The following is a 15998-nucleotide window of genomic DNA, read 5'->3' on the forward strand; positions in this document are numbered from 1 at the left end:
CCTCTTCATCTCAGCACGTCCGTCCAGGGATGGGGACACAGATGTCCGAGGCCGATATCGTTCCCCCACCCAGGGTCGCCAGCCCGTCCGGACCCAGCCACGCCGCCAACCGATCCCGCAGGCTCTGCAACTGCGCGATCGCCGGACCCATTGACGTCTGGAAATCACTGATCGAGGACCGCAGATTGTCGATCATTGGCTTGATCTGCGGGTTGTGCTCGAGAATGAACTTCATCACCGGCGTCACCCGGTACATGGTGTCGCCGAGCAGCTGATACGCCTCGTTGAACCCGACATGGGCGTTGTCGTAGGTGGTCACCACGATCTCGGCCTTGCGCAGCAGTTCGAACACCCATTCGCGGCTGTCGTTGAACGATTGCAGATACTCCGAAGCCAGATCCGTGATGGTGCGCACCTGCTCACGCTGCTGGTCCATCACCGACGCGATGCTGTTCATGCCCTGGATGATCGAACCCACGGACGATGAATTATGTTGCAGCGCTTGGGCGACCTGATCGATGTTGGCGTCGATGGTGCCGCCCTTGACCTGATCGGTGGTATGCCGCACGGCCTGCAGCACATCCCCGATCGAATACGGGGCGTTGACGTGATCGACCGGGATCACCTTGTCCCCCAAGGGTACGGTGCCCGCCGGAACCACGGTCACCGCATAGCCGCCGACGGGGGTCAGCATCCGGACCTCGACCGTGGAATCCGAACCCACGAACGTACTGTCCGATACCCGGGCCTCCACCTGGACAGTGGATGGCGCGATCGATACCTTCGATATCTTGCCAACGTCGATGCCGGCGACGCGCACGCTTTCTCCGACGTTGATCGAGGAGGCGTCGGTGGTCTCGAACCGGATCGTCTTCTGGTTCATCGGGCGCACGTACAGCAGCGCCGCCGCGCCCAGGGCGATCACAGCGACCAGGACCACGAACGAGCCGAGCAGCGTGTGGCTGTGCCGGATCCGGCCCAGCAGCGCCTTCAGGCCGGTGGCGGGTTGCCTTACTTGTTGCATACCACGACCTCGCTACCGCTGAGCAGGACCTTGACGTCCGAGGGAAGTTTGACCACACCCTTGCTGCAGCCCAGGGTCTGTCCCGCCGCCATGGCGGGCAGCTGTAGACCGGCGATGGTCACCGGCAGCAACCGCAACGCGTCCGCCGCCGCCGACAACGAGGAGAACGTGTGCTGCAACAACTGGTCGACATCGAACTCACCGTTCAAACCGAGCTCGACGATCAACCGGTGCACCGGCGTCACAAACTCCGGACCGAACTTGGCGGTCTTGGAGAATTGGTCCAGCACCGTCATGGCCCTGTCGATCGGGATCTCCACCGCATGCATGAAATCCATGACCTGCGGCGAGCGACCACCCATCGAATCGGAGATGTGCGCAATGTTCGAGGCCAGCGTCGAGATCACCTGCTGGCGGTCCCGCGCCATGTCCGCGAGTTTCTGGACGCTGTCCATCATCGGCGCCAGGCCGCCGCCATCGCCCTGTAGCAGGATGATGGCGTTCTGGGTGAAAGCGTTGATCTGATCGGTGCTCATCGTGGCCAGCACCGGCTGCAACCCGTTGAACAACTGGGTGATGTCGAACGACGGTCGGGTCTGCTGCACGCCCAGGTGATCGACGACGTTGCCCGGCTGCGCGGGAACCTGCAGATCCACATACCGGATACCGGTCAGGTTCTGGTACTTCACGGCCATAACCGTGTTGTCGGTGAGATGGAACGGCTTCTGCAGCGTGAAACCGACCTTGGCGATACTGCGCCCGCCCTGGCGGATCAGGTCGATCGCAGTGACCTTGCCGACCTGCACACCCTTGCTGCGGATGTCGCCGTCGGTGTGCAAACCGGACACGTCGGTGAAGTACGCGACATAGTGGGCGTCCGCGTGCTCATCCGGATTCTTGATCGCATTGATCATGATCACGAACAGCAACGCCGCCACCACGGCCGCACACGCCAGCTTCAGCACCGTCGCAACGAATTCGACCTTCGGGCTCATCGCTTCGCGCCCTGCACCGGCGGCAGACCGATCACCGCCAGCGGCGCGGCAATCCCCGGCAGGTCATCGAGCACCACCCGCATGTTCAACGTCTTGGACCCGTTGGGCGCGGTGCTGAACGCCCGGTTGTAGCGATCCACCAGTGTCGAGAGCTTGCCGGGCATCGCGCCGCCGTCCATCATCTGCGGCAACGCATCCACCAGCGCATGCACCAGTTCGGTGTCGGGCGTGAGCTCATTTCCGTGCGAGGCCAGTAGCCTTCCCGCGGCCCCGAACAGATTGTTCGCCGTCAGGTCCAGGGCCTGATCCACGTCGGCGAACACAGCTTCGCTCACGCCGAAGGAGCCTCCGGGTCCGAACTTGTTGAGGTCGTTGTCGTACGCGTTGTACAACATGTCGATCGTCTGCTGACTGAACGCTGGAAGCACCTGCAGGATGTCGTCGGCGCGGCCGATCAGCTCGCTCGGCATGGCTTGCTGCGCTTTCGCAGCGCGGTTGGCAAACACGATGCCGGTCTGGATCATCGGCGTCAGGCCGTCCGTGTATTTGATGATCTTGTTGAGGGACTGGATCATCGAATCGGTCAGCGTTCCATCGATCGCGATGGAACCCTTCTCCAGCATGGTCGACATCGTGAAATCACCCGCCGGCATCCGGTCCAGCACCTGCCCCGCGGCCAGGTGGTCCCCGCCGGCCTTGGCAATCAAGTTGACCGCGGTGATACCGAAGTAGTTCTCGGGACGGAAATCGACGTCGAAGTTGTCGGTCAACCCGTGGACCTGGCCCAGATTGAGCGACAGGCTCATCCTCACGATCCCGTTGCCGTGGTTTTCCAGATCGGTGATCTCACCGACCTCCGCGCCGTGCAGGATCACCTTGGTGCCCTTGCCGACTCCGGGCGCGACGAACGGGACATCCACGCTCAACGGGAGCCCACTCGGCTTTTCCACGTGCGGGCGGACCCACACCATGCCGACGACCACCAGGGCGATGATCGCGATCATCGCGACCGCGGCGATGGTGACGACGCGGGCTTGCTGCGCATCGGTGCCGCGCAGGAAGTCCTGATTTCTGGTTTTACTCATCGCCTCATCCCTTGAAGACCAGCGACGGGCTCAAACCCCAGATAGCCACTGTCATAGCGAAGTTCAACACCACGATCGCCACTAGGCTCGCGCGGATCGCACGTCCGGATGCCGCACCGACACCGGCCGGGCCACCAGAAGCGAAATACCCGTAGTAGCAGTGGATCAGCGTCACCATCGCGCAGAACACCAGCACCTTGGCCAGCGAGGCACACAAATCCGGGACGGTCAGGAACTGACTGAAATAATGGTCGTAGGTGCCTGCTGGCTGTCCATCGAACACCTTCACGATCAAACTGCCGGTGAAAAAGCTGACCATCAACGCCATCAGATACCCAGGCAGCACGATCAACATGCCGCCGATCAATCGCGTGCCCACGACGAACGGAATCGCTTGCAAACCCATGGATTCGGTCGCGTCGATCTCCTCGGAAATCCGCATCGCACCGATCTCCGCGGTCATCCGGCACCCCGCCTGCGCGGCGAATCCGATACCGGTGATGATCGGCGCGATCACCCGAATATTGCCGAAGGAACCGATGATTCCGGTCAACGGGCCAAAGCCCAGCAGATTGAACGCCATGAACGCCTCGATCGCGACCACGGCACCGACCGCCACGCCAAGAAAGAACATCAGGCTCACTACGCCGCCGTCCACGACGAGTGACCCACTCCCCCAGGCCATGCTGTTCATCGTCTTCAACGTCGCGGAGCGGTAATGCTTCACCGTCTTCGGCAGCAGGATCAGGGTTTTGCCGGTGAACACCACGACCTGTCCGATTTCACCGAGCGATTCGGAGAACCCGCGCCCGACCGCCCGGATCGGACGCATCAACACCGAAGCGAACAGCACCGGAACGTATTTCGACGGAGTAGTAGTCATCGTCATCACGCCAATCGGGCCGGGAAGAACATCATCTGCAGCTGGCTGATCAGCAGGTTCGTCATGAAAATGCAGAACACGCTGAGCACCACCGAGGCGTTCACCGCATTCGCCACACCCTTCGGGCCGCCCTTGGCCTCCAGGCCGCGCAGACTCGCGATCAACACCACGATCACCGCGAACACCAGTGCCTTCAACACCGAGAATGCAAGGTCGGTGGTTGTCGCGAAAGCGCCGAAGGACGCCCAGAAGCTACCCGGCACAACATGATTCACATTCGCCGAGATGGTCAGGCCCGCGAACACACCGGCGGCGACGATGATGATGCACAGGATCGGTGCGATGGCGACCATCGCGATGAATCGGGGCATCACCAGTCGCTCGACCGGGTCGACGCCCATCACTCGCATGGCGTCGATCTCCTCGCGGATCGAGCGGGCGCCCAGATCCGAGGCGATCGCTGAGGCGGCCGCACCACTCATCAGCAATCCCGCCGCCATCGGCGCGCCCTGACCGACCACACCCAGACCCGAGGCCGCACCAGCCAGCGAGTTCGCACCAACCTGGTTCATGATGCCGCCGACCTCGACCGAAACCTCGGCGCCGATCGGGATCGCCATCAACAGCGCCGGCAGCGCGGTCACCTTCAACAACGTCCACATCTGGTCCACGACCTCGCCCATCGGTAGCCGCATCCGCACCAGATCCACGAACATGTACCGCAACACCGCCGCGGTGAGCTCCGCCGAACGGCCGATCGTCGCCAGCGACTTGGCCGGGCGCTCCCGCAACTGCGCTATCACGCGATCGACAGATGTCAATCGATGAAATTCTCGGGTGGGGACCGCGGACCCAGGCGGCGGCGCCGAGGGCCCCGCCAAAGGTTTCAAGGTAGCTGTAGCAGTCATCGCATACCCGCCGTTCCCGCGTCACGAGTAGTCACAAACGACGTGTTTCGCCGTGGCGGTAGTGGTGTTCTGCCACGCCAAATGAGTTGCCGGAGCGACACCATCGGCTTTGCATTGTTCATTCTCATAATTACTCCCGCCCTGCACAGGCATTCAGCGCCGACCATGACACAAATTGAGATTCCTGCCTCGGGTCCGGGTGGGCGATCTACGGATCGTTCGGGTGTTCGACACCCTGCGGAACGGTCTGAGCGATTTTGAGAAGTCGAGAGGTGTCGGTGACCTTGACACGAGGCCGGTCCCGGGCCTGGCCAGCCAAGCGTTCATACAAGTCGATCGCTTCCCAGCCGGCGTACCCCGGTAGCCCCGGGCGCCTGGTGCGTAGGAGGACCTCCAGGTCGTCGGCACTCGCCGACGGCGCAGCGAGTAGCCCAGCCGCATGATCGGCGAGTACCTGTGCGACGGTGTCCGCCGCGCACTTCTTGTTTGTGCCGATCCCGCCGGACGCGCCGCGCTTGATCCAGCCGGCTACATAGGTGCCGGCGACGGCAAGACCGCTATCGGGGTCGACAACCCGGCCCTGGTCGTTTCGAATGATGCCGTCGTCGTCGTTGAACGGCATCCCGGCCACAGGTTTGCCGCGGTAGCCGATCGCACGCAGCACCAATCCACACTCGAGGTCCTCAATGACTGTGGTAACGCGCGCGTCCAAAGTGCCCTGGTCGGAACGGACCAGTTCAGTGCGCACAGCGCGGAGGCCCTCCACCCGATCCGTACCCAACAACGATTGGGGGGCAAGCAGGTAACGCAAGCTGATCCGGCGACCGCCAGTCGGCTGCCGCTCGGCATACTCTTGCACGATCCGCACCTTGAACTCGGTTAGGGCGTCAAGGCCCGCCTCGCTCAGGGGGTCGAGAACCACCTCGGCCGGTCTGGCTACGACGTCGACGCCGGGCAGGTCGCCAAGCGCGAGGAGCTCAGGTGTGGTGTATGCGGCCTGCGTGGGCCCGCGGCGGCCCAGCACGACGACCTCGCGCACGGCACTGTCAGCGAGCACATCAAGTGCGTGGTCGGCGATGTCGGTGCGGCGGAGCTGGTCGACATCAGCGGTGAGGATGCGGGCGACGTCCAGAGCGACGTTGCCGTTGCCGACCACGACAACACGTTCGCTGGACAGGTCGAACGAGAGGTTTGCGTAGTCTGGGTGCCCGTTGTACCAGCCGACGAAGTCGGTGGCCGCTGCAGATCCGGGTAGGTCTTCGCCGGGGATGCCGAGAGGACGGTCGGTACTCATTCCGACCGCATAGATCACGGCGTGGTGGTGCGCGAGGAGCTCCTCATGGGTGAGGTGGGTACCTACCTCGACGCCCAGGTGCAGGGTCAACGCGCTGCGTCGAGCAGTGCGTTCGAAGCCTGCGGTCACCGCCTTGGTCTCGGGATGGTCCGGGGCGACTCCGAAGCGGACCAGCCCCCACGGAGTGAGAAGCCGCTCGAACATGGTCACCTCGACGGCCAAACCTCGGTGACTGAGCAGCTCCTCAGCGGCATAGCTGGCCGCCGGTCCCGAGCCCACAATCGCCACGCGCAAGGGCGCTGCCTCGGCCGCGATAGTGACAGGTTGCCGGCCACGTGGAGGCTGGGACAGATACTGGTTTTCGTCGAAGTGCAGGGCGTTGATCTCGACATAACGCTGAGTGGCGGGTGTGAGCTCGTCCTCGGGGACGATGGCGCCCACCGGGCAGACGTCCACACACGCGCCGCAGTCGATGCACGCGCCCCCATCGACGTAGAGCATCTCGGCGGTGGCGTACCCAGGCTCGTCAGGCGTCGGATGAATGCAGCCGACCGGGCAGACCGCGACGCAGGCAGCGTCGTTGCAGCACGGCTGGGTAATGACGTGCACCATGGCTCACACCTCCCCCTCGGACTCGAGATGCTCTGGCCGGTGGAAGATCATCACAGGCTGCACTCGCACGTGCTGTTGTGAGCCACACCAGCGGAAGGGCGATGCAAGGGCTCCTCGTCGGCCAAAGCGCCCCAGGCGCGACTTGGCCGCATGCGCGGTCGGCGACGATATGGTCCACTTGATCTACCTCCCGCCGAGCACTGGTTCGGCAATGTTGTTCTCGGACGATGTTGGTCACGCGAAGGCATCGAGGTCGTCGAGCGCCGTGGCGATCCGGTGGATGATCTCGAATGTCCCGTCGAGATCGTGGAACTCGAAATCGACGCTGGACTTGACCGTGGGTGTCCACCACGCAAGCACTAAAAAGAGTTGGGTCCGGTATCGGTCCCATGCCTCATCGAAGGTCAGATGCGGCCCGCCGCGTGCCGCAACCTCCTCGATGTAGAGCTTGATCAGGTCGCGTTCCCAGGCCCGGCGGTCCTCGACGGTCAGGGATGTGGACAATGCGAGTGCCAGATCGAAAGCTGGGTCGCCGCGCGAGACGATCTGCCAATCGCCGAGCCGCAACTGACCATCGTCGGGGGACGGGTACCAATTGTCGATGTGCGAGTCGTTGTGGGTCAGCGTCGGCTGGGCGTCGCGCTGCGCGCCGAGTGCGCGTTCCACGCCCGGCCAAATGTCGTCGGTGCGTGAGAGCACCTTATCCGGGAGCGCCTCCGCTGCGGCATGGAAGCCATTCATCACTGCATAACTGAACCGACCACCGAAGATGGTGTTGATACTGTCGTAGACATTGCTGAACGGGCGCAGTTCCTGCATCAGATGATTGCTGTCCATCTCGCCCCAGAAGCGGGAGTGGACAGCCGCCAGGTGGCATATCTGGCCTTCGGCGAGCGTCCGGGTGACGGACGTCTTATCGGTGCAAAACGTAAGTCCGTATTCGCGTAGATCATCGAAGATCAGCAACGAGTTGAGCGTGCCCGGATCGTAGCCGACGTGCCGACACCGAGGAGTCTCCACCCCGAGGGCAGGCTGAATATCCTTGAAGAATTGGACTTCGCCAGCGATAAGAGCGGCGTTGAACAGCCTCAGTTCGAGCCTTTGAGAGTCCTTGCAGAACACCGACCGAGGCAGTCCGTCGGAGTCGCCGCGGTACTCAACCCATATACGGGCGTGACCACGCCCGAGGTCGTCGGCCTCTTCAGCCCTGAAATTCACGACCTCGACCCCGTCGTGGCCATGACATAGGAGCTTGGTCAGCCACGCGGTGGTGAGATGGTCATAGGTAAACGGCAGTTGATCGAGTCCCGTGACCGGTCCTGCGGCGCGCTCCTCCTGTGTGTACGCCGCGCGGACCTTCGCCTCGAACTGCAAGACATGGTCGGTCATCAAGCGCCTCCAGCGTGGCGGTCGATTGCGGCGCCAAGTCGACGGACCATCGTGTCGAGCGTCGTCTTACCTCGATCGGAGGCGAAGTCGTAACGAATACAGGCCATCACGGGCCACATCAGGTTGTAGGTCGTCGCCGCGCAGTAGTGTTCGCGTGCGTCCTCAACCCCGTACTCGACACCCTCGGCGCGCAGAACACCTACGTAACGATCGAGCAGAGCGGCCTCATGCTCAGCGAGCACGTCCTCGGGCAGGCTCGTTCCGAGCAGGTACTGCAGCTCACGGACGCCGCATTCCTGTTGAGTGGCCTGAAAGTCGAACAAGACTGGCTGACCCGCGCGATCGATGAACATGTTTTCCGCGCGTAGTTCACCGTGTGTCAGACACCGCGGAGCCGCCAGCTGCTTGACGAGTTCGGGTTGCAGCTCCGAGAAGTGATCGCCGACTTCTCGAGCCGCCGGACCGAGCAGCGTGCATAGCCCGTCTCGCCGCTGTGACCAGACGTGGGAGAAGAGCCCGGCGTATTGCTTTTGCAGCGCCGTACCAGGTTCGGAGTCGATCGGCCAGAAGCGGTCGGCGTACTCGCCCAGCAGCTCGGTCCGACCCCATGACCAGGCGTGCATGCGGGCCAGTGCATCGACCGTGGCTTCCGCCTGTGCGAGGGTGAGGCCGACGATCTGGTCCACCGGCTCGCAATCGACCAGATCTTCCATCACGAGCACGAAGTCGGTGCTGTCGGTGGCCTGATATGCGGCGTAGATCGCGGGTGTGCGGACCGGCACTGCGGCGGCGAGGTCACGGTAGAAGACGACTTCGCGCGCGTACGCCCCAATGCCGTCGAGCATCGCGCGGACCTCACCCTCGACGGGCATTTTCACCACAACTGACCCAGGCGTGCCGAGCGGGCCCTCGAGGTGTAGCCGGAACAGCCGACAGGCGAATGCGAAGCCGACTGCTAGCCCGTGGGTCGCGGTCACCCGTACGGGTGCATCGAGTATGCGGCTGATCCAGGCGTCGTCGAGGTCGGTCTGGTCGCGGGGAATGCTGACGGAGGTCATGACATCACCTCTGTACGGGTGAACTCGAGGGTGAGTTCGCTGAAGCCGTTGATGAGGAGCGTCGCATCCTGGGACTTCGGTGGGGTGGTGCCGAGCTCGATGGTCTCGAAGCGATCGAGTACAGCATTGACGAGCACTTCGGCGGTGAGAAGCGCGAGTGGGGACCCCAGGCAGAAGTGCGCGCCGAGACCGAACGACATGTGCTTGTTGGCGTTAAGGCGGTCCAAGCGGAACTCGAGCGGGTCCTCGAACACAGCGGGGTCGGTACTGGCCGCTGAGAAGAAGACCGCGACGCGCTCGCCTTTGCCGATCCGCTTGCCGCCGAGCGTCGTCTCCTCGTTGGTCACACGGAACAGCCGCTGCGCGGGGCCGGTCAGTCGGAGTGTCTCCTGGATGAAGACGGGGACGAGCTCACGATTCCGACGCGCCTGAGCCGCGATCTCGGGCCGTGTAGCCAACCCATGGAGCAGGTTCCCGATGAGATACATCGAGGTTTCGGCGCCGCCGGCGAGGACGGTCACGCAGTAGCGGAGGATTCCCGCGGAGTCGAGGTTACGGCCGTCGTCGTCCACCGCGCTCAGCAGAGCATCGATGAAGTCCGACGAGGCGGCATCGTGCTGCCCCTGCTGCTCCCTGCGCGCGTCGGCAACCTCCATGAAGTAGCTGGCCATCTCCAAGTGGGAGGTGAACCGCTCCTCCGGGGTCATCTCGGCCGACAACATGAATGCCTGCGCCCATCCCCGGTACCGCTTGGCGTCCGACTGCGGGGCGCCGAAGAACCGTGTCATGACGACGCTCGGCGTGTCATACGCCATCGCTGTCATGACGTCCACATCCTTTTCGAGCGGCAGCGCATCGAGAAGGTTGCCGATGTATTCCTCGAGCCAGGGTCGCAGAGCGTTGACTCTCGGCCGGGTGAACGCCTGTGTGGCGATCTTCTTCTCGGCGTAGTGGAGAGGCGGGTCGTTACGTCCGAAGATCGCGCTGGGCTCCCCAGCTGCCTCATGTGCAGGGTCGCGCGAGGAGAACACCGCCGGGTTCTTGAGTACCTCGACTACTTGGTCGTAGCTCAGGACAGCCCACGCGGTGATCGGCTCGTCCTGCCCTGGAATCGCGCCGACCGGATAGTCGACCAACCCGTAAACCGGCGAGTACTCACGCAACGCGGCGTAGGTTGGGTACGGGTCCGCGATGCCCTCGGGTGTGGTGAGGGAGCGAATCGCTTCAGCCTGTTCGCCGCTGTCGAGCGCGGAGACGTTCGTCATGCGTTCTACCTTTTTCGTTCGTCTGACAACTTCTGGGCCGATGCGGGCGGTGTGACGAATCGCGCCGCCCGCATCGGGTTTTTACTGATCAGGGCTCCGTAGCGAACGACGGCTGGGCGGCATGCACGGGCGAGCCGTTCAGTATCGCCGCCACCGGGTCGTCGTCCGGATGCCCCGCCTCTTCGCGTTCCTGGTGCGGAATCGCCCGCCAGAACAGACCCCAGGTAATCGCGACCACCCAGATGAAGTACGCGATCACCAGGAACCACCAGGTGATCAGGCCGTTCCACGCCAGCGGTCCCGAATAGAAGAAAACGGCCAGGCCACCGGGCAGGTAGAACAGCGCGCACCACAGGCTGAGATATCCGAGCCAGCGCGGAAAGACCGGGTCAGGACGCTTGTCCTTGAGAATCGCGATTCCCACGGCGATCGTCTGCGCGGCTGGCAGGTAGGCCCAACCGACCCAGATGAACCAGGCCATATCGTTCAGCCGCTGCGTCAGGATTGGATCGGCCTCGGGGCGGTACGCCGCCGTGTACCAGATCATCAGGCCCATCGTGAACCCGACTGCAACCCCACATCCGGACACGATCTGGGTATAGCTGATCGGCGTGTGCCTGCCCTCGATCCGCCGCAGCTGCGAACTCAGCACACCTGTGAACGGAGCCAACATCGCTGACCCGACCAAGCACATGAACAGGCCGATCTCGATCCGCTTCTGGTGGTCAGCAAAGAAGTCGGCGATCTCCTGCGCGCTGTTCTTGGGCGAGGGCGGCGGTACAAACCCGCCAAGTCCCGCCCAGCCCACGATGAACGTGACCGTCAGGATCGCCCCGCCCCAAGCGCACCATTTCTGCGTCCGGATGCTCACTGCGCCAGCACCTCTCATCTCGAGCGGCTGCCCGAAGACACCCGCGAAGTACCCGTAACGGAGAAACTAGTACTCTAAGTTCGAAAATGCAATACGTAAACTACGTTCGAATTTGGGTGACTTTGGGAGGTCTGACTGAACCGGCATACAACGCACGCTGGCCCAACTAAGCCCAGGAAGCTTGCCACCGTTCCTCGGCTCCCTGCCCGCAACGCCGTGCTCGACGTGGCCTAGACTGATAGGAGTGACCGTGAACGCCACCGAACCGATGCACGGCCGGCGCAAGGCAAACAAGTCCCGTCTGAAGCAACGGCTGCTGGCGGCCGTTGAGCAGGAACTCGAAAACGGCACCTACGCCGAACTCAGAATCGAACGCCTACTCGAACAGTCCAAAGTCAACCGGTCGACCTTCTACTATCACTTCGATGACAAGGCGGACCTGATCGGCGCCCTCGCCGAAGATGTCTTCGAAGCCTTCGAGAGCACTGCCCTCAGCTGGATGTCCGACGCCGAAGCGATGACCAAGGACTCGATGCGGGCATACACTCAGCAACTGTTCCGCCTGTACTTCGAGCATCGAACCGTCATGATCGCCGCCGCCGACTCCGCAGCCACTGACGTTCGGATCCGAGAGCGACTCGACCGCATGTGGAGCAATCTCGCCAAGGCAGTCGCCGACCGCATCACCATCGCGCAGCGCAGCCAGAACTGGCGTCACACGGACCCCGAACGCACCGCCGCGTGGCTGATCTGGATGACCGAACGCGGCCTCTACGACATCGCACGCAACGGCGACGAGGGCGAGCTAGTTCGCCTCGCGGCCGTCCACACAGACATCTGTTGGACGACCCTCGCCGGCACCTGATCGAGCCGAGTCGGAGACCTTTGCCGCTGCTGGCGAGGTTAGAGGCCGAATCCCCACGGTGACGCCGATCCGCCGTAGCGGAGCCGGATCAGCGGCAGCCGGTTCCGGCGCAACCCGAGTACAGGGCTCGATCACCAAGACCGGCGACCGCCGACCTTGTCGAGGCCGCCTGGCACCACCTCAAGCCGTATCGTCCCGGCGCTCAGCTGCGGGCCCGGTGGGACGCGGCCCCTGCCGCGGCCAGGACTCGTGGCCATGCCGGGAACCATCGGCACCCGGGGGCGCAGTTCACCGATAACTCTGTTAGCCGTCACCTGCATGGCAACAATATCAGCAGCCACTTGCTCGGGAACGTTCTCCTTCTCGAGCAGTTTGGTGAACAACGAGACGGGTCGGCCGCCGAAACCACCGGCTGGGCGTAGATCGTCGCACCGCTGTCGAGAACTACTCCTGTCGCCTTGCGGTGACAGCGCCGGCCCCACAACCGCAGAAGCCGACGCCCTCGCCGCGGAGCACTCAAACCGTCATGGCCTTGACGTGAGCGTTGACCTCGGCAGCGCGTCGGAAGGAGTCCTCGGCATCCGCCAGGCCTAGAATCAGCGGAACCATGTCCAGGTGGCCCACGAACCGTGCACCTGCCTCGATGAACTGACTGTTGATCTCGGCAATCTCCTTCGGAGAGCCGATATGAAACGAGCGACGCAACATCTTGTCATCTACATTCGAAACGATTCTTTCGATTTCCTCGTTGCTCTGCTCGAAGGGCGTCCACTTCATGGCGTAGTGCCAGCCCTTGGGCATTACCGGCTCGATGCTTTCTCTTTCCCAATCATCGCTGTTGAGACGGCCGAACTGGCCAGCGAAGTACTTCGCCAGCGGATTGTGAAGAACCTTTTCTATGACATCAGGATCCTCATGACAAATGCAGATGTTCCAGATACCGAAGCCGAACTCGTCGGGATTGCGACCCGCCGCCTCGACGTCCTGCCGTACAGCCTGAACTGTCTGGGCGAACTCATCGGGCCGAGGGATGGCCTGGGGGCTGGCTGCCTCGAATCCGTCCGCATACCGCGCGGCGATATCGAGGAGGAGCGGGCCGCCACCGAGCGCCCAGAACTCTGGACGTTTGGCCGGCCGGGTGTTGCCGATCGTGGCGTTCTTGTAGTTCCAGATGTTTCCCTGGTATGAGAACGGCCCGTCCGCGTCCCAGAGCTTGCGCATGATTACAAACATGTCTTCGAGGCGCTTGAGACCCTCCGACCTCTTGTAGCCGAACGGCTTGGTCTGGCGCAGTTCACCTCCGCCCAACGCGCAGACCACGTCGCCCTTGGTAGCGTGCGTGAGGGTGAGCATCTTGCGCAGCAGTTCAGCAGGCGCCGCACGAACCGCGTCGGTGGTGAGCCGGACGCTTGCCGTTGGGTTGGCCGCCAGCGCAAACGCCGCCAGCACAAAGGGATCGTGCGTGGAATCCGGATCGACAAACTCTGCCGCCGGCGTGTTCTCAGTCGTGAAAAGATCTCCGGGGAACCAACTGGAGAGTTCGTCCCAGATCCACAGGTAATCGATTCCTGCATGGCCGAGGCGTGTCGTGAACGGTGCGGCCATGGAGATCGGCGTGGTGCGGTGATTGTCGAATGGAACAGCGAATTTAATTGTATCTGACATGTTGTACTCCTTCGGATTAGTTAGGCAGGGAGGGTGCTCAGCCGGCACGCTTGCGCAACAGAGGGAGGCACCGCGAATTCCACGAAGTCTCGCGGCCCGAATTGCTCCGGAGAAGCCTTGCATCCAAGAGTCAACGGCACCGTATTACGCTCCTGATTTCCTTCGCTTTCACGCGAGCTTCTGTTTGCCGATTTACATAGATAGAACGCGCGCCCGTCGGGCCACTCCGCATTGCACCAGATATGGCGGTCCAGGCAGTAAGGTCACGGGTGCCGGTGCTGTGATCGCGGATCCCGCTCAGCTCAATAGTGGTGCGCTGTAAGAAACCAAACCGGACACGGCACAGTGGTGCTCATAATGCTCGGATGCCCAATTCTGCATCTCGCCCAGCTCGAAGATCGGACAAATCGACTCGTAGACGAGCTCGAAGTCGAACTTGACATGCTGGCTGTCGGCGACCGGGCCTGCGCGGAGCTGCTCGCCCGTGAGGAGTCGGGCAGGGCCCGGTAAGTTTGCGCGCCACGGCTCGACGCATTTGTAGGTCAAGCCGGGACCAGACGGGTCCGGCCGGAGTCTCGCCGCGATAACCGAACCCGCGCGCGGGGAGAAACCCGTCACCTGGCAGGTAGCGCCCCCGGCTCGTGCTGCCCAACCGATCCAGATTGACCAGACAGCTCCCACGCATCCGCGTCTGACGCTCGCCTGAGCATGCCGTCATCTGTTTTACTGCTCGAGTACGTCATTGGGGTTTAGTTCCGTGTTTTGACAACTGAGCGCTCGCACAGCCCGTAGCCGGTCTCGCCACCCCAGCGCAGGCGGGCCTGCGATTCGTAGATCGCGTGGCTAGCGTCAGGACTACGGTCGACGCCGAGAGTCATCTCGACCGGACCGACGAATGAAAACGCCATCGGGCTGAGGATCTCGCCCTCGATCACCTCGATACCCTCGTCGGTCTGCAAATGCACCTCCCACCGGTTCCGTACCTCGTTCTCGGCGTCGAGTAACGGTGGTGGGCTCACGAGCTGCGCACGGGTCATCCCGTGCTTGTCGCCGACCACGTGGAAGTCCAGCAACGGCTCGCCGCCATCTCGGCGCGACACGACCGTTGTCGTGAACCAGCGTCCACTGGGGAACTCGCCATGCATCCAGTGGTGATTGCCCATCACCGAAAGATCGCGGGGACCCCACGTGTGGTCACGCAACCCGGTTCCCTCCAGCTCGAGCCGTGACCCGTCGATCGTTACATGCCCGGATACGCTCATATGCTGCTCGTAATGTGTGTGGCCGAGCGCACCGGGGCGGATGTCTCCGACCCCGAATGGTTCCCCCAACGCGCAGTGCTGCAGCTCCAGCTCGAGTCCGACATGGATCCCCGAGGGCGCGGGACCGGCACGCAGTACCCCGCCGTCCAGCAGCTGTGCCGCGCCAACGTAGCGGGTGATCGTCCGTTCGAACGGAGCCGGGCTCTCGACCGACAAGCAGCCGCCAAGCTGGGTCGTACTGGGCGCGTACCCGAAGCCCTTCGCGACAGCGAAGCGATCGTGAGGTAGGTAGATCGCGATCACCTCGCTCCACAGTGATGGGTCGAAGTGACAGCGGTTGCTGTGGGCGAATACGCCGATGTCGGCCTCAGGGCAGTAGGCCTGCACAAGGAAGCTCTCCGACCAACCCGGGACGCTCTCGATCGAGTGAGGCAACTCGTCACGGTCCTCGAACGGATGGGATCGGAGCCGTTCCTTCCGTGTGCTATCTGTGCTCACACGATCACCTTTCTTTCTGTGTTAGCTGGAGCGGCGTCAGCGTCGACGAAGCCATTCGCCGGCGGCCGCGGCGCAGCCTGACCAACCCGCGCAGAAGCCGCCCGCCCTCACGGCAGGGAAACGCGGCACAAGGCAGCCTCTCCTCGACCGCGCCGAGAGCACCAGCCCCGCAGCTCCTCAACGAGCTCCTGCCTCCAGTTGACATACCAGCAATCTAGGCGCGACGTCTTCGCTGAATCGCCACCGAACCCAGGGGGTCTTTACAGCAAGGGTGGAGGGGATTTGGTACCAAGACACTCGAATCCAGGAGTGAAGTCGTCGACT

At 63.0% G+C, this 15998-nt stretch carries 13 protein-coding genes and 1 pseudogene; 2 read left to right on the forward strand and 12 right to left on the reverse strand.

Annotation, left to right across the window (positions count from 1 at the left end):
* Positions 1 to 10: 10 nt before the first annotated feature.
* The 10 genes from ACW2Q0_RS30005 to ACW2Q0_RS30050 form a co-directional block, all read right to left on the reverse strand.
* Positions 11 to 1024, reverse strand: coding sequence for an MlaD family protein (locus ACW2Q0_RS30005; protein WP_457194287.1), 1014 nt, complete (start codon positions 1022 to 1024; stop codon positions 11 to 13).
* Positions 1012 to 2019 (reverse strand): MlaD family protein, encoded by a 1008-nt coding sequence (locus ACW2Q0_RS30010; RefSeq protein ID WP_457194288.1) that lies wholly within the window; start codon positions 2017 to 2019, stop codon positions 1012 to 1014. The genes ACW2Q0_RS30005 and ACW2Q0_RS30010 overlap by 13 nt, the downstream gene beginning before the upstream one ends.
* Complete coding sequence (locus ACW2Q0_RS30015; protein WP_457194289.1) at positions 2016 to 3023, reverse strand: Mce family protein; 1008 nt, start codon at positions 3021 to 3023, stop codon at positions 2016 to 2018. The genes ACW2Q0_RS30010 and ACW2Q0_RS30015 overlap by 4 nt, the downstream gene beginning before the upstream one ends.
* An 85-nt stretch (positions 3024 to 3108) precedes the next feature.
* Positions 3109 to 3936: an MlaE family ABC transporter permease gene (locus ACW2Q0_RS30020; protein WP_457194300.1), complete on the reverse strand. Its 828-nt coding sequence runs from the start codon at positions 3934 to 3936 to the stop codon at positions 3109 to 3111.
* 56 nt (positions 3937 to 3992) lie between these two features.
* Positions 3993 to 4703: an ABC transporter permease gene (locus ACW2Q0_RS30025; RefSeq protein ID WP_457194301.1), complete on the reverse strand. Its 711-nt coding sequence runs from the start codon at positions 4701 to 4703 to the stop codon at positions 3993 to 3995.
* 400 nt (positions 4704 to 5103) lie between these two features.
* A complete protein-coding gene (locus ACW2Q0_RS30030) occupies positions 5104 to 6801 on the reverse strand; it encodes an FAD-dependent oxidoreductase (RefSeq protein ID WP_457194290.1) in 1698 nt (565 codons plus the stop codon).
* 234 nt (positions 6802 to 7035) lie between these two features.
* The gene (locus ACW2Q0_RS30035) at positions 7036 to 8190 is read right to left on the reverse strand and encodes a phosphotransferase (protein WP_457194291.1); all 1155 of its coding nucleotides are present in this window, start codon (positions 8188 to 8190) and stop codon (positions 7036 to 7038) included.
* Positions 8190 to 9248: a phosphotransferase gene (locus tag ACW2Q0_RS30040; RefSeq protein WP_457194292.1), complete on the reverse strand. Its 1059-nt coding sequence runs from the start codon at positions 9246 to 9248 to the stop codon at positions 8190 to 8192. Before ACW2Q0_RS30040 ends, ACW2Q0_RS30035 begins: the two co-directional genes overlap by 1 nt.
* Entirely contained in the window at positions 9245 to 10513 is a 1269-nt protein-coding gene (locus ACW2Q0_RS30045; RefSeq protein WP_457194293.1) for a cytochrome P450, read from the reverse strand. Before ACW2Q0_RS30045 ends, ACW2Q0_RS30040 begins: the two co-directional genes overlap by 4 nt.
* A gap of 88 nt (positions 10514 to 10601) precedes the next feature.
* Positions 10602 to 11384, reverse strand: a complete 783-nt coding sequence (locus ACW2Q0_RS30050) for a hypothetical protein (protein WP_457194294.1) — start codon at positions 11382 to 11384, stop codon at positions 10602 to 10604.
* 250 nt (positions 11385 to 11634) lie between these two features.
* Here ACW2Q0_RS30050 and ACW2Q0_RS30055 point away from each other — a divergent pair, with 250 nt between their 5' ends.
* Entirely contained in the window at positions 11635 to 12249 is a 615-nt protein-coding gene (locus ACW2Q0_RS30055) for a TetR/AcrR family transcriptional regulator (RefSeq protein ID WP_457194295.1), read from the forward strand.
* A 103-nt stretch (positions 12250 to 12352) separates the two neighbouring features.
* Positions 12353 to 12521 (forward strand): annotated as a pseudogene (locus ACW2Q0_RS30060) (IS110 family transposase); the annotation flags it as partial.
* A gap of 244 nt (positions 12522 to 12765) precedes the next feature.
* Here ACW2Q0_RS30060 and ACW2Q0_RS30065 read toward each other — a convergent pair.
* Positions 12766 to 13914 carry an LLM class flavin-dependent oxidoreductase gene (locus ACW2Q0_RS30065; RefSeq protein WP_457194296.1) on the reverse strand — a complete coding sequence of 383 codons (1149 nt, stop codon included), beginning with the start codon at positions 13912 to 13914 and terminating at the stop codon, positions 12766 to 12768.
* A 749-nt stretch (positions 13915 to 14663) separates the two neighbouring features.
* Entirely contained in the window at positions 14664 to 15674 is a 1011-nt protein-coding gene (locus tag ACW2Q0_RS30070) for a DUF7065 domain-containing protein (protein ID WP_457194297.1), read from the reverse strand.
* Positions 15675 to 15998: the final 324 nt, after the last annotated feature.

This window comes from Nocardia citri, from assembly GCF_054065835.1.

Bases quoted from the DNA above. Each gene is read 5' to 3' on its own strand.
- ACW2Q0_RS30005 (WP_457194287.1), bottom strand. From the start codon at position 1,024: ATGCAACAAGTAAGGCAACCCGCCACCGGCCTGAAGGCGCTGCTGGGC.
- ACW2Q0_RS30010 (WP_457194288.1), bottom strand. From the start codon at position 2,019: ATGAGCCCGAAGGTCGAATTCGTTGCGACGGTGCTGAAGCTGGCGTGT.
- ACW2Q0_RS30015 (WP_457194289.1), bottom strand. From the start codon at position 3,023: ATGATCGCGATCATCGCCCTGGTGGTCGTCGGCATGGTGTGGGTCCGC.
- ACW2Q0_RS30020 (WP_457194300.1), bottom strand. From the start codon at position 3,936: ATGCGTCCGATCCGGGCGGTCGGGCGCGGGTTCTCCGAATCGCTCGGT.
- ACW2Q0_RS30025 (WP_457194301.1), bottom strand. From the start codon at position 4,703: ATGTTCGTGGATCTGGTGCGGATGCGGCTACCGATGGGCGAGGTCGTG.
- ACW2Q0_RS30030 (WP_457194290.1), bottom strand. From the start codon at position 6,801: ATGGTGCACGTCATTACCCAGCCGTGCTGCAACGACGCTGCCTGCGTC.
- ACW2Q0_RS30035 (WP_457194291.1), bottom strand. From the start codon at position 8,190: ATGACCGACCATGTCTTGCAGTTCGAGGCGAAGGTCCGCGCGGCGTAC.
- ACW2Q0_RS30040 (WP_457194292.1), bottom strand. From the start codon at position 9,248: ATGACCTCCGTCAGCATTCCCCGCGACCAGACCGACCTCGACGACGCC.
- ACW2Q0_RS30045 (WP_457194293.1), bottom strand. From the start codon at position 10,513: ATGACGAACGTCTCCGCGCTCGACAGCGGCGAACAGGCTGAAGCGATT.
- ACW2Q0_RS30065 (WP_457194296.1), bottom strand. From the start codon at position 13,914: ATGTCAGATACAATTAAATTCGCTGTTCCATTCGACAATCACCGCACC.